This window comes from Pseudoalteromonas distincta (genome assembly GCF_005877035.1).
In the GTDB taxonomy this organism is placed as follows: Bacteria; Pseudomonadota; Gammaproteobacteria; order Enterobacterales; family Alteromonadaceae; genus Pseudoalteromonas; species Pseudoalteromonas distincta.
In genome coordinates this window covers 2,717,580-2,740,954 of the sequence record NZ_CP040558.1, presented here as the reverse complement: position 1 = coordinate 2,740,954, position 23,375 = coordinate 2,717,580, and the positions used below count along the sequence as shown (strand labels likewise).

At 39.7% G+C, this 23,375-nt stretch carries 20 protein-coding genes; 11 read left to right on the top strand and 9 right to left on the bottom strand.

Annotation, left to right across the window (positions count from 1 at the left end):
* Positions 1-71: 71 nt before the first annotated feature.
* The gene (locus FFU37_RS12180; RefSeq protein WP_024589726.1) at positions 72-473 is read left to right on the top strand and encodes a nucleotide triphosphate diphosphatase NUDT15; all 402 of its coding nucleotides are present in this window, start codon (positions 72-74) and stop codon (positions 471-473) included.
* Here the strand turns inward: FFU37_RS12180 and FFU37_RS12175 are convergent, their stop codons facing one another.
* From FFU37_RS12175 to FFU37_RS12150, 6 genes are all read right to left on the bottom strand, one after another.
* On the bottom strand, positions 474-1,571 hold the full coding sequence (locus FFU37_RS12175) for a polysaccharide lyase family 7 protein (RefSeq protein WP_039490305.1): 1,098 nt from the start codon (positions 1,569-1,571) through the stop codon (positions 474-476).
* A 252-nt stretch (positions 1,572-1,823) separates the two neighbouring features.
* The gene (locus FFU37_RS12170) at positions 1,824-2,588 is read right to left on the bottom strand and encodes a substrate-binding periplasmic protein (RefSeq protein WP_138489590.1); all 765 of its coding nucleotides are present in this window, start codon (positions 2,586-2,588) and stop codon (positions 1,824-1,826) included.
* Positions 2,589-2,794: 206 nt separating this feature from the next.
* Entirely contained in the window at positions 2,795-4,633 is a 1,839-nt protein-coding gene (locus FFU37_RS12165) for an Lnb N-terminal periplasmic domain-containing protein (RefSeq protein WP_138489589.1), read from the bottom strand.
* A gap of 79 nt (positions 4,634-4,712) precedes the next feature.
* Positions 4,713-5,195, bottom strand: coding sequence for a DUF3015 domain-containing protein (locus FFU37_RS12160; protein WP_002962856.1), 483 nt, complete (start codon positions 5,193-5,195; stop codon positions 4,713-4,715).
* 170 nt (positions 5,196-5,365) lie between these two features.
* Complete coding sequence (locus FFU37_RS12155; protein ID WP_002962855.1) at positions 5,366-5,755, bottom strand: hypothetical protein; 390 nt, start codon at positions 5,753-5,755, stop codon at positions 5,366-5,368.
* Positions 5,752-6,057, bottom strand: coding sequence for a hypothetical protein (locus FFU37_RS12150; protein ID WP_002962854.1), 306 nt, complete (start codon positions 6,055-6,057; stop codon positions 5,752-5,754). Before FFU37_RS12150 ends, FFU37_RS12155 begins: the two co-directional genes overlap by 4 nt.
* 273 nt (positions 6,058-6,330) lie before the next feature.
* Here FFU37_RS12150 and FFU37_RS12145 point away from each other — a divergent pair, with 273 nt between their 5' ends.
* Complete coding sequence (locus FFU37_RS12145; RefSeq protein WP_138489588.1) at positions 6,331-6,750, top strand: VOC family protein; 420 nt, start codon at positions 6,331-6,333, stop codon at positions 6,748-6,750.
* Positions 6,751-6,800: 50 nt separating this feature from the next.
* On the opposite strand, the gene FFU37_RS12140 is transcribed toward FFU37_RS12145, so the two are convergent.
* Positions 6,801-7,697, bottom strand: coding sequence for an AraC family transcriptional regulator (locus FFU37_RS12140; protein WP_138489587.1), 897 nt, complete (start codon positions 7,695-7,697; stop codon positions 6,801-6,803).
* Between the two features lie 185 nt (positions 7,698-7,882).
* Between FFU37_RS12140 and FFU37_RS12135 the strand changes: the two genes are divergently transcribed.
* Together FFU37_RS12135 and FFU37_RS12130 are read left to right on the top strand one after the other, a co-directional pair.
* Complete coding sequence (locus FFU37_RS12135) at positions 7,883-9,028, top strand: iron-containing alcohol dehydrogenase (RefSeq protein WP_002962851.1); 1,146 nt, start codon at positions 7,883-7,885, stop codon at positions 9,026-9,028.
* A gap of 483 nt (positions 9,029-9,511) precedes the next feature.
* Positions 9,512-9,958 (top strand): DoxX family protein, encoded by a 447-nt coding sequence (locus FFU37_RS12130; protein WP_039490309.1) that lies wholly within the window; start codon positions 9,512-9,514, stop codon positions 9,956-9,958.
* A gap of 52 nt (positions 9,959-10,010) precedes the next feature.
* Here the strand turns inward: FFU37_RS12130 and FFU37_RS12125 are convergent, their stop codons facing one another.
* Positions 10,011-13,097, bottom strand: coding sequence for a beta-galactosidase (locus FFU37_RS12125; protein WP_138489586.1), 3,087 nt, complete (start codon positions 13,095-13,097; stop codon positions 10,011-10,013).
* 112 nt (positions 13,098-13,209) lie between these two features.
* Here FFU37_RS12125 and FFU37_RS12120 point away from each other — a divergent pair, with 112 nt between their 5' ends.
* From FFU37_RS12120 to FFU37_RS12100, 5 genes are all read left to right on the top strand, one after another.
* Positions 13,210-14,028 carry a helix-turn-helix transcriptional regulator gene (locus FFU37_RS12120; protein ID WP_138489585.1) on the top strand — a complete coding sequence of 273 codons (819 nt, stop codon included), beginning with the start codon at positions 13,210-13,212 and terminating at the stop codon, positions 14,026-14,028.
* A gap of 81 nt (positions 14,029-14,109) precedes the next feature.
* Positions 14,110-14,418, top strand: coding sequence for a hypothetical protein (locus tag FFU37_RS12115; RefSeq protein WP_039490315.1), 309 nt, complete (start codon positions 14,110-14,112; stop codon positions 14,416-14,418).
* A gap of 150 nt (positions 14,419-14,568) precedes the next feature.
* Positions 14,569-15,831 (top strand): TolC family protein, encoded by a 1,263-nt coding sequence (locus FFU37_RS12110; protein ID WP_138489584.1) that lies wholly within the window; start codon positions 14,569-14,571, stop codon positions 15,829-15,831.
* Positions 15,828-17,063 (top strand): efflux RND transporter periplasmic adaptor subunit, encoded by a 1,236-nt coding sequence (locus tag FFU37_RS12105; protein ID WP_138489583.1) that lies wholly within the window; start codon positions 15,828-15,830, stop codon positions 17,061-17,063. Before FFU37_RS12110 ends, FFU37_RS12105 begins: the two co-directional genes overlap by 4 nt.
* 8 nt (positions 17,064-17,071) lie before the next feature.
* Positions 17,072-20,209, top strand: a complete 3,138-nt coding sequence (locus FFU37_RS12100) for an efflux RND transporter permease subunit (protein ID WP_138489582.1) — start codon at positions 17,072-17,074, stop codon at positions 20,207-20,209.
* Positions 20,210-20,285: 76 nt separating this feature from the next.
* Here FFU37_RS12100 and FFU37_RS12095 read toward each other — a convergent pair whose 3' ends face one another.
* Positions 20,286-21,521 carry a TMEM143 family protein gene (locus FFU37_RS12095; RefSeq protein WP_138489581.1) on the bottom strand — a complete coding sequence of 412 codons (1,236 nt, stop codon included), beginning with the start codon at positions 21,519-21,521 and terminating at the stop codon, positions 20,286-20,288.
* Between the two features lie 194 nt (positions 21,522-21,715).
* On the opposite strand from FFU37_RS12095, the gene FFU37_RS12090 reads away from it, so the two are divergent.
* Together FFU37_RS12090 and FFU37_RS12085 are read left to right on the top strand one after the other, a co-directional pair.
* Entirely contained in the window at positions 21,716-22,300 is a 585-nt protein-coding gene (locus tag FFU37_RS12090) for a YqaA family protein (protein WP_138489580.1), read from the top strand.
* 97 nt (positions 22,301-22,397) lie between these two features.
* The gene (locus FFU37_RS12085; protein WP_138489579.1) at positions 22,398-23,303 is read left to right on the top strand and encodes a GGDEF domain-containing protein; all 906 of its coding nucleotides are present in this window, start codon (positions 22,398-22,400) and stop codon (positions 23,301-23,303) included.
* The last annotated feature ends 72 nt before the right edge of the window (positions 23,304-23,375 follow it).

Below are 23,375 nucleotides of genomic sequence, written 5' to 3'. Positions count from 1 at the left end.
AAAATACAAAATTGACAATACAAAGCGTGTGGTTCAGCATGGCGGGCAGTAAAAATAAGAGAAAATACGATATGAGTAACGTAGTAAGAGTAGGAGTTGCGGTTATCATAAAGCACCAAAACACAATTTTACTAGGTGAGCGTATTGGCGCGCATGGTGCTAATACATGGGCAACACCTGGTGGACATTTAGAGTTTGGTGAAAGTGTTGAGCAATGTGCAATACGAGAAGTGTTTGAAGAAACAGGTTTAAAGGTAAGTAAAATTACTAAGCTTGATTTTACCAATGATATTTTTACAGCAGAGAACAAACACTATATTACGTTGTATGTAAAAGCTGATTTTGAAGGCGGAGAGCCTGAGCTTAAAGAGCCTAATAAATGTTTAAAGTGGCGCTGGTGCGATATTAATAATCTACCAACGCCACTGTTTACATCACTAAAAAATTACTTATCTGAGGCTGTACTAGCCTAGTTATTTTGTTGGCGGTGTCGCTGGGCTTAACTCTAGTTTACTAAAGCTTACTTGAGCGTAATCGCCATTTTGTTTATCTGTAGACCAATCGCCAGTACCTAAACAACCTGGGTACCAAATACCTTTCGCGCTTTTAGTACTACATTGGTTATAAGCGCCGGCTTTAAAGTAATGCCAATCTGCAGCGTAACCATGTGGATGGTCTTTTTCGTCCACTTTGCCATAAGCATCTACGTTATTACCTAAGTTAATAGAGTAGTTAACGTCTTCTTTGCCTTGTGCGCTAAATGTAAGGTGCATAACATTTTTATACACATTGACCGTGTAGCTAAATTCTTCACCTAGTGCAATACCGGCACTGCCAGGCTCGTTAGGGTTTTCCCATGTATTACCCCAAACTGGGTAAGTAATGTCTTTACGGTCAGGATTGGTTTTAGGTAAATTACGTTCGTAGTTCCAAAAAACTGAGCCTGTTTTATGCCCTGGCCATTTTTTGTAATATATTTTAAGTGGTTCATTCCCCCAGCCATAACCAAGCTTGGTATCAATAAGTGCCTGATCTTTACCTGCGTGAATTTGCCCTACAACAACCGAGTAAGCCGCTTTTTTATCAGGATCAGTTGCACGTAGCGCAACGTGATCTACTTTTAACGTTGCTTCCATTTTTCCACCAACAGAACCAAATCGGTCTGATAGCGGGTGAACAGCTAAAGCAAAGTTGTTTTTAGAGTGTTTAGTTTTAATCTTAGTATTTGATCCACGGATCATTTGTCTAAGTTCACTACGGGTATTAGTAGAGTTAGCACTTGTAAGCGCTTTATTAGGCGAGGTGAATACCATGTAGCCTTTATCATCAAGATAGAAAAAATCAGGGTGTGCGTAAGTCTGAATTTCTTCTACATCTATTTCATCAATTTTACCGTCGTTGTTTAAATCAACTGGTACATTTATTTTCCAGTGTGATAAATCAAACTTTGTTGCTGGTACCGGCGCATCGCTTTGCTGATTAGTGCTTTGGGTACTTGAACAAGCCGTAAAAAGTAGAGGTGTGATAACGGCTAAAGCCGTAAGTTTAAATGTGGATGTATTTTTTATCATTATTGTCTCTGTGTGATGAAGTAAAAATTGCGCGGTACAGGCGTCGCTTAACTTCAATCTAACATACCAATTTAAAAATTAAAACTTACCAATTTGTAGTTTTTTATAATTAATTGTTATTTTAATGACGGTATTTTGGTTAACCAATAGGGTTGGTTAACGTTATTATGTTATTTAAAATTGTTAAACAGAGGTGTTTTTCATCATATTTGGTAGCGCTTGATGTTTGCTAATATACTTATTTAAATAGGTTTAATTTATAGAAGGAGGAAGAGGGAGTTGCCACTTTTTTAAAATGGCTTGGTATTCGCCACTTACTTTTATAGTTTTTAATGCCTGCGAGATTAAGTTTGCTGTTTTATCGTCAAGCTGATTATTAGCAGCAAAATAGAGTATTGAAGGAAAATCAGCTAAATGAAGTCGTTTAGTTATTAAGTCTGGGTCGAGCCCTGACATTTTTAGTTCATTATCTAAGGTGAGTGTATTCATAAGGACAAAGTCAGTTCTACCCTTATAAAGCATTTGCCATGCCTGCTGATAATAACTAGCTAGTATTAAATTTTTATCTTCTTCAAACCCCATTTTTATTAAATATTTGGCACTCAAATATCCACGAATAGTGCCTACTTTATAAAATTTTGCATGATTTAAATGAGTTACTTCGTCTTTGTGGCTTTTTAAACTAACTAGGTAGGCATCAGTAAAATATACCGCTCCTAACCATTTAAACTGATTTTGCCTAGCGGGAGTTTTTAATAAAGAGAGCATAATTGTGTTTGGATTAGCTGCTAGCTGATGAAAGGCTCGTGCCATTGGCATTATTTCAAATTTAGCTTGTAGCTTTGCTTCTTTTAAAACAGCCTTAGCAATATCAACGGAAGCTCCGTCAGCTTCACCGCTTTTGTTTTTAAAATGGTAAGGGTGTAAATCTTCGGCAATAAAAGTAAGAGAGCTTACTGCCCTTACATTACTGCAAAAAATAAAAACGAAAATGAAAACTACAACACGCAGATACATAAGAGAATCTTTCTAACTACAATACTTTGAGTTTAAAGGGTCTTGCCTGAAATACATACTCAAATGTATAAAATAAGTAAATGAATAGGTATGTAGAGAGTCTATTGCATAGTTAAAGAAGTGAAAATTGAACGTGTATTGAGTAAAGTTTTATATACCCACAAGCGCTGTAAAAATAATTAAGCCCTTGTGGGTATATGCAATGATTAAAAGTAGTATTGAATTGCAAATTTAGCCGATGTACTACTTGTATACCAATGTTGGTTTTTAAGCTCAGTACGTATAGATAAATTACGTGATAAGGAGTAATTCCACTTTATTGCAAAGTCACTGTGTTTATCTGCTTGGCCATCTATTAACCATGTTATGTTTGCCGTAAGAGCGAGTTTATGACTGTTATTTATTTGCCATATTGCACCAGCTTCACTACCAATGCCTGTTGTTAGGTTGTCTGTTATGTCACCATTATTAAATTCAACTTGGCCAAGTAAATAGCCGTGTAACGTGTTTGGGTTACCGATTGATTTTCCGTATCCACCTTTAGCAAACCAACGACCTTGTTGAATATTATTATTAGGCTGACGATCAAATCCCATTTTAAAATTCCACGACCAACTGTCAAAAACTCGGTTATCGGGCGCAAGTGACATGGCATCCAATAAATAAAAATGCTCAAGTCGAGTGTTACCCTTGTCGCTTATGGCACCTTCAATATCAAAAAAGCTAATTTGAGCACCAGGAATAAATCCAGCTGAGCTATCTAATAAATCATGGTATGCAAGGCGATACGCAAAGCTTGTTAAGTCACTTTGATGGGCATACTCAGTTCTTCCAAGCGTTACTTTAGAAGAGCCATGACCTTGCTCTGGAGAAGCAATAGGACGACTTGGCTTAGTAAATGGCGAAGCTACTTTATATTTGCTGCGCATTAGTAGTAGCTTAGTTAGTCGCGGTGCAATTTCTTCACGCTTTAATGCTTTATCGTAAAATTCAAAATTTAACCATTCATACGCCATTTCTAATATTGCGACTAATTGCGACTGTGAGTAATTACGAGTATTGAGGGAGCCACCTTGCATTAACTCTCTTGCATCATCAAGTTGTTCGTTAGTCATTTGAGTAGAGTAATGGTAAAGCTTAGTGCCAAAAGCAGGGCGGTAATTAGGTGTTTGTAGTAAGTTGTTATTTCTTAGTACTGCAACGGTATCTGATGGAATAGCTTGCATATTAAATGACGATGTTAAATCAAGGTCCTCTTGTGCGAGTTGTAATAATGCAAGTAATTGGTAAGAGCAGTTTTCATCAATAAAAAAGTAATCAAATGTAGCTGATTGTAGCTCCCATAAGTGCAATAAAATAAGCTCTACTTGTGGCTCAGATAAATTAAGTTTGTATTCCCAAATATCACGAGATTCTAAATCATTATATTCGCGTACTTTTTTATAGTACGGCATAAGCGAAAATTTACCAGGATAGCTGCCAATCAGGCCTTTTAGTGCGTACATAGCTGCATTGTCTGAGCCGTCTGGTTCTGCTGCAAAATTAACTGCGAATGCGAGCAACTCTTTATGGCGGGTCTGATCTTTTGCATCAATACGAAGTAAGGTGTGACCAAACATTGATGATGGGCTATTCATAAATGCAGTAGGAAAAACTAACGTAACCCCTTTTGGGTTTATTATTTTTTGCCACGCCTGAAGCTCTGGGCAATTAAGCGCGGGCCAGTTATTTTTAATTTTTGTTTTTAGCCATTTATAGCGTGCTGGAAACCGACAACGAGATTGTGTTGTTTTTGGGTCAGTATTTTTACCACTAAATGCGGCTATAGTGGCTTCAAGTTCGTCCAGTGGACTTGTTTTACCTATAGGAGATAAAAAAAACTCAGCACTATCTACTTCACTTTTCCAACCACCTAATGTGGCCCCACGGTAATGACCTAATTTGAGCCAGTAAGGGTCGGTTGCTAAGGTGTCATTTTTAAAACTTTGAGCGTTTACGTAAGTACTAAACAGCGCAATTGATAAAACAAAGAATATTTTTTTCATAATCACTAAACAATAAAAGCCGCTAGAGAAATACTCCAGCGGCTTTATTTATACGTATAAAACCGGCTAATTTAGCTGATTAAGAAAGAGTATAAGAAGCAAGTTGTGCGTTACTTGCAAGAACAGTGTTTAGGTTTTCTAAAACTGTTTGCGAAGTTACGTTTTCAGAAGTAAATACTGAAGAAAACTGTGCTTGAGCAAGCGCGTTGAATGCTGCTTTATCTTGATCTGCAACACCCCAAGCTTCAGCTAGAGTAGCTAAAGTTTCGCCTTCACCTTTTGACATATCACGAGCAAGTTGCTCCATGTTACCGTCGATGAATAAAGCAATTTTTTCTGAAGACGTTACTGTACCAGTACCATCACAACCTAAAGTACCAAAAGTGATACCAAAAGTTTGGTTACCAGAAGTACCGTTTGTTGTAGCGCCTAAAATTTTAACGCCTTTACCTTGCTGACCTGCAAATAACATAGAACCAAGACCACAACCAATATCTTGGTCAGCCATTGCGTTTGAGAAAGGAAGTAAAGATAGTGCAGCTACTGCGATTAGTTTTTTCATTTTCATAAATCCATATATGATTGTCTTTATTTAGGGTAAATAAAGTTCGCGAAAGATTCTAACAGACTTGCAGAGAAAAAGAACAGCTTAAAACATGAATATTTTACACTCTAATTTCTCTACTATATTAAAGCGAATGCTGGGAGAAACTAGACCAGCTCAATAATTTTTTATTGAACTGGCGGTGGTTTTTTACTTCTTGGGGCACCTAACAAAATACAGGTATGGCAAATACATACAGATAAAAATGCACTAATACCTAGTGCACCACCGTAGCCGTCAAGTTTTGGTACAAGAAATTCAAATAATATTGAAAATAAAACAGATGAGCTTGCTACGGTATAAATACCAAAACGATGCGGGGCGCTCATGCCAATAAATGTACCGCCAAAAAATATAATCGCGTATAAATCGGGGTTTAAATTCAATGCGCTAAAAATTAAGTAAGCAATAATAGAAAGTGAAGAGGATGCTCTTATACCATCAAAGCGACTATGTTTAGCTAAGTAAAACGTTAAAAAAGCACCAAGCAGTACAAGTAATGGGTATTCAATACTCATAGTACGATTCCTTTAGCTAATACAAAAAGTGCCACGCTTGCAAAAGCGACACTGCCAAGTTTGCCACCAAAGCCTGTAAACATATTCATAGTAAGCACATACAAACTTGAGCCAATAAGCGAAATAATAGCAATTTCCCAGTAACTGGTAATTAAATGAGTTGAGCACATACCGGCAAAGCTACCAGCATAAATTGCAGCATAAGGATGGTTTTTATAACGCGCAGGAAAAGGAATAAAAGAGCCAATAAGCCCCGTTAGCGCGGCAGAAATTACTAAAGGCAGTGCAAAAGTAGTGTGCATAGCAAAGCAAGCTACAAAGCCTAAAAAGAAAGTAATGAATTTTAAAAGTAAGAATTTAATCATAGCGGCGCATTTTAAACTAATCCTTTTGCGCTTTCTAATACTCTCTAACAAATAAATGTTATAAGTAATTACACATTTAAAAAGCGTGTTTTTTAAACTACTTTTAGGTATTAAATATGCTTAATAGCGTTGCTGTTAATGTTCTATAAATCACAAATTATGTATAATGGCGATAATTTAATGTATTAAAGTGTTAACCAAGGGTTATTTATGTCTAACTGTTTGCATCTGGCTATTCCGGCTGGCGATTTAAAAGTGGCTAAAGCGTTTTATTGTGACGTACTAGGCTGTAAAACGGGTAATAGTGAAGAAGGTCGCTGGGTAGATATAGATTTTTGGGGCAATGAACTTACCTTGCACCAAAGTGTTGAGCGCTTACCAACAGTTCGCCATGATGTTGATATGGGAGCCGTAGCAGTACCTCACTTTGGTATTCACTTATCTGAAGATGAGTTTAGCGGGTTAAAAAAGCGTATTGAAGATGCGGGTATTGAATACCTAGATAAACCATACCGCCGTTTTATTGGTGATGAGTTTGAGCAAGAAACGTTTTTTATTGAAGATCCAAATGGCAATGTGCTTGAAATGAAAACCATGGTAAACCCAGAGGTTTTGTTTAAAAAAGTATAGTTTTTCACTCGTGCTATTTAAAGCCACTTTTATAGTGGCTTTTTTGTGGGCTAGCTATGTAACTGAGTTAATACTTCGCTAGGTGTTTTATTAAAGTGGCGTTTAAATTCGCGGCTAAATTGCGATGGGCTGGTATAGCCAACCTTTAATGCAGCTTCGTTGGCTTTACTTCCACTAGTGGTTATAAGTTCTTTAGCCTTAGCTAAGCGTACTTTTTTTAAATACTGTAGAGGGGATTCAAACGTTACTTGCCTAAAAGCACGATGAAACGACGATACGCTCATGTTTACATCTTCAGCTAACCCTTCAACCGTAATTTGATTGGCATAACTACTATGCATAGTTGAGAGCGTGCGGGCGATACGTGCATAATGCCCATCATGCATAGCAAGCCCTATTAAAGTATGTCCTTGTGGACCACAAAGTACGCGATATACCAATTCTTTTACTATATCCTCGCCAAAAATGTCAGCCTCAATGGGGTTATTTAAAACAGTTAATAACCGATGAGTAACGAGCTCCATTGCTGTATCTAAAGTTGCCGACTGTACTGCGCCAACTTGTGCAGAAGACGATGACGCTGAAAGAGGCTTATGCTGCATTATTTGATTAACGAGTTTGTGTAGCATTGCAGGGTTTATATCTATGGCAATGCCCATAACGGGTAAGTCGTTATCAGTAAATGCTTCACACTCTAATGGCACCGGTACGCCAAGGACTAAGTAGTCGCCTGCGCCGTATTTTATTTGATGTTCAGGAAAGTGAATTATTTTATGACCTTGCCCAACAATAATAATACCTGAGTTATATATAAGCGGTTGGCGCGGCGAGCTTTTAGTTGCTCGATGAAAATACACGCCTGGAATGATAGTTTCCATGGTGCCTTCAAAGCTGAGTAATTGATTATGCTCGGCGTATTGTTGCAACATATTGGCTATGGTGGGCATAAAAGGCATCTTTAATTGAGTGTATTTTGCGTAAAATAACAATGTTGGTAGTTTTAGGCAAGCTTTTGCGAGTTATTGGGCTTTTTTTATGTTTGTTTTGCTACTAATATGCACTCATTGGAATTTGGCTTAGCTAGTAACTAAGCATTCTATTTAGTATTTAACCGTCACCTAGGAGCAAAATAATGAAATTTAGCTACGTAAATCCAACTCTTATCCAATTCGGTCAGCAACAAATTGCGGCACTATCTGATTTGATCGCAAAAGATCAAAAAGTACTTGTAGTGTACGGCGGCGGTTCAATTAAAAAGAACGGCGTGTACGACCAAGTTGCAGCAGCACTTGAAGGCTTTGATTGGGTTGAGTTTTCGGGCGTTGGCGCTAACCCTACAATTGAAGTGCTAGACCAAGCAGTAAAAATTTGTAAAGAACAAGATATCGACTTCGTATTAGGCGTAGGCGGCGGTTCAGTGATCGACGGCGTTAAATACATTGCCGCATCAGCCGTTTATGATGGCGAAGGTTGGGATATTCCTACTGGTAAGCATACTATTACTAGCGCATTACCAATCGGTGCAATATTAACATTGCCAGCAACGGGTTCAGAGTCTAACCAAAACTCAGTTGTGAGCAAAGAAGCAACGAAGCAAAAACTACCGTTTGCATCACCAGAAGTACTTCCTAAGTTTGCGATTATGGACCCTGATGTAATGAAAACATTACCGCAGCGCCAACTTGTGAATGGTTTAGTAGATGCATGGGTTCATACCTGTGAGCAGTACCTAACATTCCCTGAAACAGCATTAGTTCAAGAAGGTTACGCTGAAGCACTTTTAAGAACGCTTAAAACTTTAGGTGATAACTTTGAAAACCAAGATGACGCATGGCGTGCAAACCTTATGTGGGCTGCTAACCAAGCACTTAATGGTTTAATTGGTTCTGGTGTATCGCAAGATTGGGCAACACACATGATTGGCCACGAGCTTACAGCCGCTTACGGTGTTGATCATGCACGTTCACTTGCTATTGTTCAGCCTTCTTTATTACGTAACCAATTTGCAGTTAAAAAAGCAAAGCTTGAGCAAATGGGTAAAAACGTATTTGGTCTTGAGCAATCTGAAGATTTAGCAGAGAAAACAATTGCAGCAATTGAGGCGTTTTACCATAGCCTCGACGTAGCGACCCAGCTTACTGAACATGGCGATGATAAAGCCGCTGCTATTGACAATATTATTGGCAAACTTGAAGCTCACGGCATGGTTGCTCTAGGCGAAAACCAAGCTATTACGCTAAAAGAAAGCCGCGAAATTTTAGAGCAAGCGGTTGCTTAATTTTCAAAGCTAAGCGCTTACTTAAATATACTAGGGCGTGTTGATCTTTGGTGGGTGAATTTGCAGCAGTATGTTTGGTTTTTAGGCAAGGCGGAGACTATGTAGTGTGGTTATTCCCCATGAATAGGCGATAACGCAGCATAAATACCAAACATGCGCTGCCCTTTGGGTTCTTTCTAGGGACGATTAACTCTTTGTTGCTCGGTTTTTACTTAGCCCACTAGGTTACAAACCTCGCGCCGCGATTTAATCTTCCTTGGATTGAACAAATTTCAATCCACAAAGATCAACACGCCCTAAGTAATACGTTAATAAAAAACCGTCAACCTTTGGGTTGGCGATTTTTTTATGGATTATTATAAATACTGCGTTGCTAATTAACCAATAAATCCCATATTAATGTTTTTTAATGATGATAGTAAACTGTGTTCAACGGTTAGGAAAAACCTAACGATTAAATAAATTAAAACAGGACTAAAACTCATGAAATTACTAAACACATTACTTAGCTCAAAAGCAGGCGTAGCAGCATTAATTTTACGAGTACCAGTTGGCCTTATTTTAGCGGCGCATGGTGCACAAAAACTATTTGCTTGGTTTGGCGGTTACGGGCTTGAAGGTACAGGCCAATGGATGGCGAGTATTGGTTTAGAGCCTGGCTATTGGTTAGCAATGATGGCAGGTAGCGCTGAGTTTTTTGGTGGCATTGCATTAGCAATTGGTTTGTTAACTCGCCCAGCAGCTGTAGTTGCCGGCTTTACTATGCTGATTGCTATTTTTAGCGTACATATTAGTAATGGCTTATTTATGGCAAACAATGGCTATGAATACGCATTAACGTTACTTGTAGTAACTGTAGTTTTAGCAATTCAAGGAGCAGGAAGCTTTTCTCTTGATAACGTATTAGCTAAAAAGCTCGCTAATAAATAGTGTGTGTTAATTAAAAAAATAGCGGCCAATTTGGCCGCTATTTTTGTTTAAATTATTCAGCAGATAATGTTAAAGAATAACTGTACTGCTTTTGCTCAAGTAAATATTCTTTATGGGTACTTGGGCTCCATGAATCATCGCCACCAACCCCCATATGTTGATGATCAATGTGTACATGTACGCAATCATCAGCAATGAGTTCGTTAGTGTGTTTCGCTTGCGTTAACATATTTTGCGAATACTCACTGGCTGCAAATAAAAACGCACCGGTTACGGTTAAATTATTAATACGCAGTAATTGGCAATCGCTACGCAGGCCGTTATCGGTTGGGAATATATACGGTGTATGTAGCTCATTTAAGCTCAAGCTGTAATAACCTAAACGTGCTGCGGCTTTACGATCTGGGTAGTTTTCAAAAGGCCCTAAACCTAGCCAGTTTATTTTTGTATCGCTTTGCTTGTTAAGGGTTGTACTTAGCCCTATACGCGGCATTGACGGCAGTGTATCGTTTAAGTGCACATCAACATTTAAGCTAATATTACCGGTATTATTTAGTGTATATAGCCACTGTGTTTGAGCCTGTAGCACGCCATTAAATTCGTAATTAAATACACAAGTAATACGTATATCAACGCTTGATTGCACTGCGTGAATTGAGCTACATGTGCGCTGCCATTGCCCTATACCTGCACGTAACCAACGTGCCTCCCATGCATTAGGGTCTAGGTTATCTACTTCGCTTACGCCTATGTCGTTATCAAGCGGGGCGCGATAAAAGTTATCAACCAGTGGGCTACTAATAACCTGAGTATCGTTTTGTAACCACTGCTCTATAAGCCCTGATTGCTTGCTAAAAACAAGTTTAAATTTATCGTTTTCAATACTTAGTTGAGAGTCGGTTTCGTTAACACTTGTAGCGCTTTGCTCTGTAGTTGGTGCAAATGATTCACTGTTTAAATTATTACTATTTATAAGCTTAAACTGCTCGGTGTTTAATACATGCTCGGCACTTGCAAAGCTACAATCGTTAATTAGTGCTACATCTAAATTAAGGTGGTATTGCGCACCTTGTTCAAACGTTGTTTTAGTTTTAATTGTTAACGTGTGTGTACTTTGAGGAGCAATATTAAGTACATGCTCGCCTTGTTCAACACAGATGCCATTTTGCATTAACTGCCAAACCAGTTTTTCGTTATCTGTGTGTCTAAATACATAATCGCTAAATACATCAATAGTGTATTGATTTTTAGTTTGCTCGCGCAGCGTAAATTGTAAATGTTGCTGGCTGTATTTAGCTTCAAACAAGCTTGGATGCGGTGTGCGATCTGGAAATAATAAGCCGTTTATACAAAATTGGCGGTCGTTTAGTTCATCACCAAAATCGCCACCGTAAGCCCAATAATGCTCACCGTTTTCGTCAGTTTTAGATAAACCTTGGTCTACCCAATCCCAAATAAAGCCACCTTGTAGGCGCGGATATTCTCTAAATGCTTGCCAGTAATCGTCAAAGCTACCTAGGCTGTTACCCATTGCATGGGCGTACTCACATAAAATAAGCGGGCGCGTTTCACCCGGTAGGCTTAGCCATTTTTTAATTGAATATTTTGGTACGGCGTCGTCGGCAACATGCGTATCTACACGGGCATACATTGGGCAAATAATGTCGGTTGCTGTGGTATTTGCGCCGCCACCTTCGTATTGCACTGGGCGAGAAGGGTCAAAGCTTTTTGACCATCCGTACATAGCATCGTGGTTGGCGCCGTGTCCGCATTCGTTACCCAGTGACCAAATAATAATAGAGGCGTGGTTTTTATCGCGCTCAACCATTTGTGTATAGCGCGACATAAATGCGCCTGCCCACTGCGGATCGCTTGCCAAACGCCCCATAGGAAACATGCCGTGGGTTTCTATATTGGCTTCGTCCACTACGTATAAACCTAGCTCGTCACATAACTCGTAAAAGCGTGGATGGTTAGGATAGTGAGCAGTACGTACAGCATTAAAGTTATTTTGCTTCATCAGCTTAATATCTTCAATCATGTCGGCGGTAGTAACTGTGTGGCCGTTTTCTGGGTGATGCTCGTGGCGGTTAACACCGCGAATTAGTAGCGGTTTGCCGTTTAAGCAAAGCTGCCCGTTAAGCATTTCTACTTTTCTAAAGCCAATGCTATAGGCTTCTGCATCTACTGTGTTGCCTTTTTCATCTAATAAGCTTACAACACAGCGGTATAAGTAGGGGGTTTCGGCGGTCCACTTTTTAGGGCTTTGTATATCAATGGTTTGAAATACAACATCGCTCCAGCCGCCTTTTTCATCAACGCGTTTATTGTTAGTGCTTTGTATGTGTGGCTCACACAATGCTTGCTCATTATCAAAAACCTGTACTGCTACTTGGTAGTTATTTGGCGCATTTATCGTGGTTTTTATATGTAGCGTTGCATCGCGATAGCAAGCGTCTAAATCTGGGGTTATAAACACATCACGTATTTGGTTTTGTGGTTTTGTAAGTAAGTTAACATCGCGAAAAATACCGCTTAGCCACCACATGTCCTGATCTTCTAAATAACTGCCATCGCTCCAGCGAATAACCATAACGACAATGCGGTTGGTGCCTACTACTAACAGTTCGCTTAAATCAAACTCGCTCGGTAAGCGGCTATCCTGCGAGTAGCCCACCCATTGACCGTTACACCAAAGGTGAAACGCCGAGTTTACGCCTTCAAAAATAATATGGTTACGCTGCGCTAATTGATCCGCTGTAATAGTAAATTCAGTGCGGTAACAGCCTGTTGGGTTATCGCTTGGTACAAATGGCGGGTTAACTGCAAATGGGTATTTAACATTACAGTAAATAGGTTTATCAAAGCCGTGTAATTGCCAGTTAGAAGGCACTGTAATATTTTGCCAGTCGCTGTTTAGTGTTTCACTTAGCAGTGATTCATCAACCGCTTCGGGTTTATCAAATAATTTAAAATCCCATTGGCCGTTTAAACTTTGTTTTTGTGATTGTGTGTTAGTACGGGCATGGTCAACGCTCTTAAATCCATTGAGTGGGCTGTGCGCTTTTACTTGATTAACTTGTACTGAAATTGGGTTTTCCCAATCACGGCGGTTAATTATGTGTTGTAGTGAGTTCATTGGTGTCCTATTGCATGTATGGCAATTATAGTGGCTTAAATATAGCTAAAATAATACGTTGAGGTTATGCTTAAAGCTCTCTTTTATTTATCCAAAACTATCATTTTAAATTATGCGTAACACTATTGTAGATGTACTCGATATTGGCCCAGAGTGTACAGAGCGGTTTATTGATTTAACCACGCTTTCGCAAATGCCAAACCTTGAAATAGAGCTGGCAGGTTGCTCTAATTTATTGGGTGACTATTGTGTTGCACGTACTAACCCGCTTGAACACACTCTTTTTTATACTTTGGCTGGTCAGGGCACACTTAAAACAGTTAATAACGAATACTCATTAACTGAAAATAGCTTAGCTATATTGCCTGCAAGGCAAAGTTTTGAGGTTAAAATAGCAAGCGAAAAGTGGGATGTGATTTGGCTAAACCTTGCAAACACTAAACGTTGGCAACATTTAAATTTAGCACAGGCTAAGGTATTAACTAATCAGCAATTAGCGCCATTACATTTAGCTATGGAGCTTTTATATAGCGAAAGTAATGCTACTTTGCGCGAAGGTGTTATGCCTATTTTAAGCCACTATTTAAACACTACGCTTCAAAGCGAGCAGCAAAAAGGCGGGCAAACCAGATTAACCAGCTTGTTTTTAGAGGTAGAAGAGCGCTTACAGTTTGATTGGACTATAGAGGTTATGTGCGAGCACGTGCATTACTCAGCACCGCATTTACATAGGTTATGCCAAGCGCAATTTGGTAAAAGCCCTATGCAGCAGCTTATTTATTTACGCATTAAACGAGCTAAAAGCTTACTACTAAATACCCGATGGCCTGTTGCCCATATTGCTGCTTACGTGGGGTATCCTAATATATTTAATTTTTCTAAACGGTTTAAAAAGTCAGTGGGTGTATCACCAAGTGAATTTAGAAAATAACGTAAGCGGCTCTCTACATTTGAATAAATTTAAGGTATTGTGCGATTTCTTAAATTGCATTTTAGAGTTTTTAGGTAGGTAATGCGCTCAAACTACTTTTTAGTCGTGATACTTTTAGTGCTTGTGCACAGCTTTATTAGCTGTGATGCGGCGGCGTATCACCTGCAAGAAGAAGTTGATCACGTTACGCATGTTCATTCTCAAACAAATGCAAACGATGAAGATGCGCAATCACCTACTGAAATACATGCCCATCAGCATTGCCACTGTGGTTACTACAGTACGCTAAATCACTCTATAAGCCCTGAGCAAAGCCAAGCTACACTGCCTGCGTGCTATAGCGGTTTAAACTATCCACCAGATGTTCCGCCACCAAATTTTTATAGCTAGTTTTTAATTTTAAACACTTTGTAAATAACGGCCTGCGCCTGTGCGCTAAAAGGCTAGTTATGTACATATTTAGGTTGCTTAATTGCGCTTGTTTTTAAAATAGGCGTAGTGATTAAGTCAACTCTGTTTGTTAAAAAACGGACATGCTATATGAACAAAAAACCACTTATGCTGGTGGCGCTACTGTGCGCATTACCAGCAATGAGCGTTTTGGCAAAAAATGAGCCTCAAAACGTATTAACGCTAGAGCAAGCGCTTAAAAATACCGAGCAGCAAAATGCTGAGCTTAAACGCTACCCGTATCATCAAAAAATATTAACGGCGCTTAAAACCCAAGCTGCGCTTTCACCTAATCCTGAGCTGAGTTTTGAAGCTGAAAACTTTTTAGGAACCCATGGCTCCCATGCGTTTTCGGGGGCGCAGTACACGCTGGCTTTAAGCCAATTAATAGAGCTGGGTAATAAACGCCAAAACCGCATTAACTACGCCACGGCAAATATAAAAGCGCAAACAATTGAGTATAAAAATACTCGGTTAGCACTTTTAGCAACCACCGCTGAGCGCTATTACCAAATACTTAAATTTCAGGCGTTAATTGCTTTAAATAGTGAGCGTAAAAACACCGTTAAGCAGGCACTTAACGCAATTGAAAAACGCGCTAAAGCGGGTGCAGCCTCAAGTGCTGATGTAACCCGCATGCGTTATGCATTAAGCCAAGTAGATTTAAATACGCTGATGCTAAATAGCGAATTTGAGCGTGCGCGCTTAGCTCTAACCGAGCTTTGGCAAGAGCCGCAAGTGAGTGATTACTATGCTGGCGATTTATCACAAATAGCTGCTATTAAAAGTGAAGCAGCGCTACTTGATGCGGTAAATACAGCACCTGAATTTGCACTGCTACAGCAGCAATATATGCAGCAAACGGCTAATTTGTCGCTGCAACGCTCAAGCGGGCAAAGCGATTTAACCCTGGGGGGGGGCGTGCGATATAACCAGCAAACTGATGCCAGCTCGTTGGTGTTTTCGTTTTCAATGCCGCTGCAGTTAAGCAATTCTAATAGCGGTAATATTGAGGCTGCAAAGCATCAACTTACGCTACTTAATGAGCAACAAGGGCAATTACGTATTCAGCTACGCCAGCAAATACGCACTTTGTATGCGTATTACCAAGGTAAAACTGCGCAAGCACAACTTTTAGCGCAGCACGTTATTCCTCAAGCGAAAACGCTTATAGAACAAAGCTTAAAGAGCTACCAACAAGGGCAAATATCGATATTGCAATTGCTAGACGCACAGCAAGCTTTATTTGATTCTAAACGGGCACTTATCAACATCCATAGCGAGCTATACCAAGTGCTGCTTACCCTTGAGCGTTTAACTGGCCAACCTTTAATTGAGACTCATCAATCATGAATAACACTCTTATCGCATTATTTATAACGCAATTATTTACACTCCCATTTTTAAGTAGCACGGCTATGGCATCTGATAGCCATCACGAAGAAGGCCACAAAGACGAACACACACAAAAAGGCCCACACGGCGGGTTTTTACTAACCAATAACGCGCTTGATTTAGAGCTTAAGTTAACCCAGTTTGCAGGTAATACCGAGCTGCGAATATATGGGTTTAATAACGATAAAGCTGTGGATATAAATCAGTTAGACGTAACCATAAATGTGCAGCGTTTAAGTGAAGAGCCACAGCTTATTCGTTTTAAAGCTGAAGATGACTATTTAGTAAGTACCGTGAGCGTAAACGAGCCGCATTCGTTTAAGCTTGATGTAATGGCACGCTATAAAGGCGTTGAAATAAATTATCATTATGAGCAAGAAGAAGGGCGCACAATGCTAAGCTCCCAAGCAATTGAACGCGCAGGAATTAAAACCGAGATAGCAAAAGCAGGTAGCGTTGAACTAACAGATACTCTATTTGGTGTTATAGCACCCACCGCGCACGGCACCGTTGAAGTAATGGCGCCTTATACCGGCTTAGTTAACGATATTTTTGTAAGCATTGGTCAAAACGTTAAAAAAGGCGATAAGCTTGCCAGTATAACCAACCGCGAAACACTGCAAAATTACACCATAAAAAGCCCAATTACAGGCGTTATTACCGAGCAATATTTAAAGCGCGGTGAGCTTGCCAATAGCGCATTAATGCAAATAGTAAACCTTGAAACCGTATGGGTCGAGCTCTCGGCTTTTCCTGAAAATATTGAAAAGCTCGCCTTAGGACAAAGCGCAAAAGTGTACGATTTACATCATCATTTAAATGCGCAAGGTGAGGTGTTTTACATAGCCCCTATGATGAGCGGCGGGCATATTGCGCGTGCGCGAATCGAGCTTAAAAACCCTAATGGTCATTGGCGTCCTGGTATGCATGTTAATAGCGACATTAGTACTGCAAAAGTAGATGCTGCAGTGCGAGTAAAGGCTACAGCTGTGCAGGAATTTAACGGCAAACCTAGTGTGTTTATTAAAAGCGGCAATGTATTTGAAGTACGCCCTGTAAAGCTTGGTGCTAAAAACAGCGAGTGGGTAGAGGTACTTGAGGGGCTTTCGCCAAATAGTGAGTACGTAACGCAAAACAGTTATGTAATTAAAGCCGATATTTTAAAAAGCGGCGCAAGCCACTCACACTAGGAGGCAGCATGATTGATTGGATAGTTTCTTTTGCGGTTAAACGCCGCATGATGGTGCTTGCGCTCACGCTTTTATTTGCTGGGTTTGGTGTATACAACACCCAAAATTTAGCCGTTGATGCCGTACCCGATATAACTAATGTGCAAGTACAAATAAATACAAAAGCGCCTGGGTTTACCCCGCTTGAAGCAGAGCAGCGTATAACCTATTTAATTGAAACCGCTATGGCGGGCATACCAAAGCTTGATTATACCCGTTCTATTTCACGTTATGGGCTTTCGCAAGTTACCGTTATTTTTAACGAAGGCACTGATATTTACTGGGCGCGCCAGCAAATATCAGAGCGCATTCAAAGTATTCGATCAGATTTACCAGCCAATATTGAACCAAACTTAGGGCCAATTGCCAGCGGGTTAGGGGAGATTTTTACTTATTCTGTGCATGCAAATAACGGTGCATTAAAAGATGATGGCACGCCATTTAACGCAGAGGATTTACGTACCCTGCAAGATTGGGTTATTCGCCCGCAACTATTAAAAGTAAAAGGGGTTACCGAAATAAACAGCCAAGGGGGTTTTGAGCGCCAATATCAAGTAGCGCCCATGCCTGAAAAACTATTGGCTTATAAGCTCACACTAAGTGATGTTATTACCGCGCTTAAATTAAATAACAGTAACCAAGGCGCAGGATTTATAGAGCGTTTTGACGGGCAATATTTAGTGCGATCACCAGGGCAATTAAAAACCATTGATGATATAGCCAATACCGTAGTTGCTAAGCGCGATGATGCACCAGTACGGATTAAAGATGTAGCAAATGTGCGCTTAGGTAAAGAGCTCAGAACTGGCGCTGCTACTTATAATGGTAAAGAAACCGTGCTCGGCACCGCCATGATGCTAATTGGCGAAAACAGCCGCGTAGTGGCAAAAGCCATGGCTGATAAACTCAAAGACGTACAGCTAAGCTTGCCTGAAGGTGTTGTGGTAGAAGCAGTTTATGACCGCACAACCCTTGTTGATAAAACCATAGACACTGTAAAAACTAACCTGTTTGAAGGCGCTGTATTAGTGATTGTTATTTTGCTGCTGTTATTAGGTAATGTAACCGGCGCGCTTATTACGGCAATGGTTATTCCGCTTAGCATGTTATTTGCCATTACCGGTATGGTAGGTAATCGTGTGTCGGGTAATCTAATGAGTTTAGGCGCAATCGATTTTGGTTTAATAGTTGATGGCGCTGTAATTGTGGTTGAAAACTGTTTAAGGCAATTAGGCCTAGCGCAGCATAAACATGGTCGGCTACTTACATTAAATGAGCGTTTAAGTGTTGTAACTGCGGCAACCAAAGAAGTATTTAGCCCGGCGGTGTTTGGCATTTTAATTATTATGCTGGTGTATTTGCCGCTGTTTGCGCTTAGTGGTGTAGAGGGAAAAATGTTTCAGCCAATGGCATTTACGGTTGTAGCCGCACTAGTTGGCGCACTTATTTTTGCTGTTACCTTTGTACCTGCCGCTATTGCGGTATGTGTACGTGGCAAGGTGAGCGAGAGCGAAAATGCCGTTATGCGCGGTATTAAAAAAGGTTATAAACCGCTACTTGGTTTATCGCTAAAACTACCGTGGGTAATGTTAAGCATTGCTGCTGTGCTTGTAATTTCACTTGGCTTTAAAGTTAAAAATATGGGCGCTGAATTTTTACCGCAGCTTGATGAAGGCGATATAGCCATGCACGCACTGCGCATTACCGGCACCGGTATTGAACAATCGGTAAAAATGCAAAAAGAGCTAGAGCAAGCCATTTTAGCAAAGCCAGAAGTGGAAAAAGTATTTTCAAAAATTGGCACTCCAGATGTAGCAAACGATCCTATGCCACCTAACGTTGCCGATACCTTTTTAATGCTAAAGCCGCGCGAACAATGGCCTAATCCTGCTTTAAGTAAAGAAGAGCTGGTTAAGCAAATTCGCCATTTAGTAAATGAAGTACCAGGTAACAACTATGAGTTTACACAACCTATAGAAATGCGTTTTAACGAGTTAATAGCAGGCGTGCGCGCCGATGTGGCTGTGCGTATTTATGGCGATGATTTATCAACATTAAAACAGTATGGCGAAAAAGCCACAGCCTTGGTGCAAAACATTACTGGCGCAACTGATGTACGCCTTGAGCAAATACAAGGTTTGCCTACACTTTCGGTAACGCCGCTTCGCGATCATATGGCGCTGTTAGGTTTAACAGTAACTGATATACAGCAAAGTGTAAGTGCTGCGGTAGGCGGTGTACAAACCGGGCTTATTTATGAAGGCGATAAACGCTTTTCGTTATTAGTGCGTTTAGATGAGCGCTGGTCAAGCGATGTATCACAGCTTGCGCGTTTGCCTGTAGCGGTGCCCAAAAGTGCTAACCCCGACCTTGCATTTGTACCGCTTGGCGAAGTTGCAAATATTAGTATTGATAAAGGGCCTAATCAAATAAACCGCGAAAGCGGTAAGCGTAATGTTGTCGTAACTGCAAATGTAGAAGGGCGTGATTTAGCAAGCTTTGTAAGTGATGCACAAGCCGCTTTAAATTCAGATCTTAATTTACCAAGTGGTTATTGGATTGAATACGGCGGCACATTTGAGCAATTAGAATCGGCAAGTAAGCGGTTATCGCTGGTAGTGCCAGTTACTTTATTACTTATATTTGGCCTGCTTTACAGTGCGTTTAATTCGCTGCGTGATTCGTTAATTATATTTAGCGGCGTACCACTTGCACTGACCGGTGGTGTGCTTGCGTTACTATTACGCGATATGCCGTTATCAATATCGGCAGGCGTGGGATTTATAGCGCTAAGTGGTGTAGCGGTATTAAATGGCGTGGTTATGCTGTCGTTTATTAAACAATTAAGAGCCGATGGGCTTAGTTTAATAGATGCGATACAAACAGGTGCACTTTCGCGCCTGCGCCCAGTACTTATGACCGCTTTAGTGGCAAGTTTAGGGTTTATTCCTATGGCGCTAAATACTGGCACCGGCGCTGAGCTACAAAGGCCATTGGCAACGGTTGTTGTAGGAGGGATTATTTCATCAACCTTACTTACGCTATTAATATTGCCTGCACTTTATAAATTAGTGCATGCAAAGTTTAATAGGCATCAAGCAGCTTAGCCAGTTGAAGCTCAATACATAACGTAAAAAGCAGCTGAAATTTCAGCTGCTTTTGTTGTTAAGTAAACTTTGCAGGTTAATTATATTGAAACAAGTTATCCCAGCGCTCATCTAAAATAGTTTTTGCGTGTTCCAAATTTATTGCGCTATACACATCATTAGTGCACGTTACTAAGCGCATACGCTCCAACTTTTCAAGCGCATCGCTAATTTCAAAATCAAGATCGCACTGGTATTTGCTTTTAAACCAATGCTCTATTTGCTCATCAAGCGTTTGGGCGGTTAAGCCGCTTTCTGATTTTAGTAAAAACGTATACGCAAGCAGCGCTTCTTTTATATCTTCTTCTTCGGCGGCGTCAATAAGAGTGTGAAAAACACCGGCGTTGTTATCAAGGTTTTTAAAGTAGAGGTTATCGCTAAGCGCTTTCATAAATTTAATTTTACGGTTTTTAAACTTACTCCATTCTTTAAAAATAAAGCTGCCAAATACCCCCATGCCAATAGCAAAGGTAATAAAGTGTTGTTGCGTCATTTCGACAGCTTCACTTCTAAAGCCACCCCAAAAAGCAAACAGAGCAAGCAATAATAAAATTGATGCACCAAGCTTAGTTATAAGTACCACCGCACCGCCTATTAAAGCCGATGAGCCAATAATTGCTTTATCAATAGGGCGCATGCGCACTTCACTATTAGGAAATAGCATTTCGAGATCGGCTTTTGGCACATTTTGAAACAGCTTAACTATGGTCGAACTTGGCTCAAACCCTAAAGGCATTTTATTTTTAGCTTCAAAATAAGCGCTATCTTTAAAGCGAATAAACACGGCTACTCGGTCGTAATTAGTAAAGTGCAGCGGTTTTTTACGAAGGCCCCAAAAGCTGGTTATGGTTTCAGTGAGTTGCGACTCGCCACGGCGATAAAAAACCACTTCTTCAAAGTCATCAAATTCAACCTCAAGGCGCACTTTAAATAGTGACTCTTCGTTTAATGCATCTTGTAAGTCTTCATTGGTGATCACTTCAAAGTTAGCTGCATTAAGTACCTTAGCAAAATCTTTAGCAAAATCTCGTTGGCACTGCGCTTTTTGATCCTCCGATACTGGAGCTAATGATCGCGTGTCACTGTTGGGATCAAAGGGTGCGTAGTTGTTTTTAAGTGATTCAAGTGTTGAGTGGTAATCGTAATGAATAAGGCTTGCTAGTAAACCACAAAATTGTTTAAACGATGTTTTTTGTGTACTGCTTTTAAGCTCTTCGCTACACATATCGACAATATCTTGTTTTCTAAAGGGAATAAAACGTGCATTTTGCATAAGTTTTTAACTGCTTTGGTAGGTATTTAACTGCATTGACACATAATAAAATATTCTTATAGATATTACTAATTTGTTAATGCAGTAGGACCTGATAAATTTACTACGCTGTTTTCAGCGTGTATTAACCTAAATATGTAATTATTAGCTCATTGAATAATCTTGTTCTTACTGATAAGTGAAAAGGATTTACTATGGCCATTCAAAAAAAGCTAAAAGAAAAAACGCGTAATTTTATTGACTCTAAGCATATGCTTAGCGGTATTACAGTGGCGTCGTTTTTAGAGTCAACCATAGTTCCTATTCCACTTGAAGCAGTGCTTGTGCCTCTTATGCAGGCTCGTCGAGAAAAGCTATGGCTTATAGCATTAATGGCGACCTTGGGCTGCATAGTGGGGGCATTGTTTGGTTATGCATTGGGTTACTATTTATTTGATGCAGTAGGCGATTGGATTGTTAATACACTCTCGAGCCCTGAGCAATTTGAAAACGTTAAACAAAAAATGCAAGATCAAGGCTTTTGGTTTGTAATAACACTGGGCATTGTGCCCATTCCATTTCAAATAGCGATGCTTGCAGCGGGCGCGACTAAGTACTCTATTTGGCTATTTTTATTGGCCTCAGGTATTGCGCGTTCTATTCGTTACTTTGGCCTGGCTATTATTGTTTATTATGCCGGTAATGAAGCTGAGCGAATTATTAGTAAACATAAAACGAAGGCAATGGTTGGTTTAACTATTTTAGTGTTGGGATTGTGGGGACTTAGTACCGTAGTTTAAGTTTAAATTTGGGGGGATTACGGTTTTCATCTTCGTGATGGTTTTTATTATTGTGCTATAGTTTTCAAATGAAGTACTGAAAAACCTAGCAATTAATATGATTGAAACAGTAAAACTTACCGTTAAACTTTCTAACTTTTATAAAATGCCTTTGATCAATAAAGTTTTAAGTTTAGCTTTATTGATCTATATTGCTATTTTTTCAGCCTACTCCCTAACTAACTTTCTTCCCTTACAAGTTCAAAACAATGTGTACGGTTTTACTACCGATTTCATTAATTTAATTGTCATTATATTTCTGTTTTGGATGGTTCAATGCTCTGAGCTATCTAAAAAAGCATATATTTTTTCTAGTTTTGGTTTATTACTATGGAGCATTGGCACCACGGCAGACGTGCTTGATGAGTTAGTTGTGCAACCTTATTGGATAAGTATTTATTTTGAGGACTTATGCAGAACCAGCGGCATGCTTTTAACTTCCTATGGTTTATTTAAAACTATGCGCTTTGTACAAAGTATTAATAACCGATTAGCGCGTGAGCTCATTATTGACGATTTAACCAAGGTACATAATAGACGTTATTTTTATCAGCACGTTAAAGATGCTCAGCACTCACCTTACGTTATTTTAATTATCGATATAGACCACTTTAAAGCAATTAATGATGAGTTTGGTCATGATGTTGGTGATGTAATGCTTAAAGAACTAGCAACTAAATACGACAATGCTTTTACGCACCAAAACAAATTTGCTCGCCTCGGTGGTGAAGAATTTGGTGGCTACTTGCCTACAAATAATATGACGCAAGCGTGTGATTTTTCGCAGCAATTAATTGACCTTGCGCACACCATAAATATTCAAAATTCTCGTCACCTAACAGTAAGTATAGGTGTTGCAATGCAAACGCCTAATGAGCCTTTAGATAAAGTAATGAAGCGCGCTGATCAAGCTTTATATTTAGCTAAGAAGAGTGGCCGAGATCGTTTTGAAATTGCCCCGTAAGCATCTTAATTATATAAAAACACGTCCTTATTGTTTGCACATTTACTACACTTTTTAACGTTTTCGTAAGGA

Coding starts and splice junctions, on each gene's coding strand:
- FFU37_RS12180 (WP_024589726.1), top strand. CDS start 72: ATGAGTAACGTAGTAAGAGTAGGAGTTGCGGTTATCATAAAGCACCAA.
- FFU37_RS12175 (WP_039490305.1), bottom strand. CDS start 1,571: ATGATAAAAAATACATCCACATTTAAACTTACGGCTTTAGCCGTTATC.
- FFU37_RS12170 (WP_138489590.1), bottom strand. CDS start 2,588: ATGTATCTGCGTGTTGTAGTTTTCATTTTCGTTTTTATTTTTTGCAGT.
- FFU37_RS12165 (WP_138489589.1), bottom strand. CDS start 4,633: ATGAAAAAAATATTCTTTGTTTTATCAATTGCGCTGTTTAGTACTTAC.
- FFU37_RS12160 (WP_002962856.1), bottom strand. CDS start 5,195: ATGAAAAAACTAATCGCAGTAGCTGCACTATCTTTACTTCCTTTCTCA.
- FFU37_RS12155 (WP_002962855.1), bottom strand. CDS start 5,755: ATGAGTATTGAATACCCATTACTTGTACTGCTTGGTGCTTTTTTAACG.
- FFU37_RS12150 (WP_002962854.1), bottom strand. CDS start 6,057: ATGCACACTACTTTTGCACTGCCTTTAGTAATTTCTGCCGCGCTAACG.
- FFU37_RS12145 (WP_138489588.1), top strand. CDS start 6,331: ATGTCTAACTGTTTGCATCTGGCTATTCCGGCTGGCGATTTAAAAGTG.
- FFU37_RS12140 (WP_138489587.1), bottom strand. CDS start 7,697: ATGCCCACCATAGCCAATATGTTGCAACAATACGCCGAGCATAATCAA.
- FFU37_RS12135 (WP_002962851.1), top strand. CDS start 7,883: ATGAAATTTAGCTACGTAAATCCAACTCTTATCCAATTCGGTCAGCAA.
- FFU37_RS12130 (WP_039490309.1), top strand. CDS start 9,512: ATGAAATTACTAAACACATTACTTAGCTCAAAAGCAGGCGTAGCAGCA.
- FFU37_RS12125 (WP_138489586.1), bottom strand. CDS start 13,097: ATGAACTCACTACAACACATAATTAACCGCCGTGATTGGGAAAACCCA.
- FFU37_RS12120 (WP_138489585.1), top strand. CDS start 13,210: ATGCGTAACACTATTGTAGATGTACTCGATATTGGCCCAGAGTGTACA.
- FFU37_RS12115 (WP_039490315.1), top strand. CDS start 14,110: ATGCGCTCAAACTACTTTTTAGTCGTGATACTTTTAGTGCTTGTGCAC.
- FFU37_RS12110 (WP_138489584.1), top strand. CDS start 14,569: ATGAACAAAAAACCACTTATGCTGGTGGCGCTACTGTGCGCATTACCA.
- FFU37_RS12105 (WP_138489583.1), top strand. CDS start 15,828: ATGAATAACACTCTTATCGCATTATTTATAACGCAATTATTTACACTC.
- FFU37_RS12100 (WP_138489582.1), top strand. CDS start 17,072: ATGATTGATTGGATAGTTTCTTTTGCGGTTAAACGCCGCATGATGGTG.
- FFU37_RS12095 (WP_138489581.1), bottom strand. CDS start 21,521: ATGCAAAATGCACGTTTTATTCCCTTTAGAAAACAAGATATTGTCGAT.
- FFU37_RS12090 (WP_138489580.1), top strand. CDS start 21,716: ATGGCCATTCAAAAAAAGCTAAAAGAAAAAACGCGTAATTTTATTGAC.
- FFU37_RS12085 (WP_138489579.1), top strand. CDS start 22,398: ATGATTGAAACAGTAAAACTTACCGTTAAACTTTCTAACTTTTATAAA.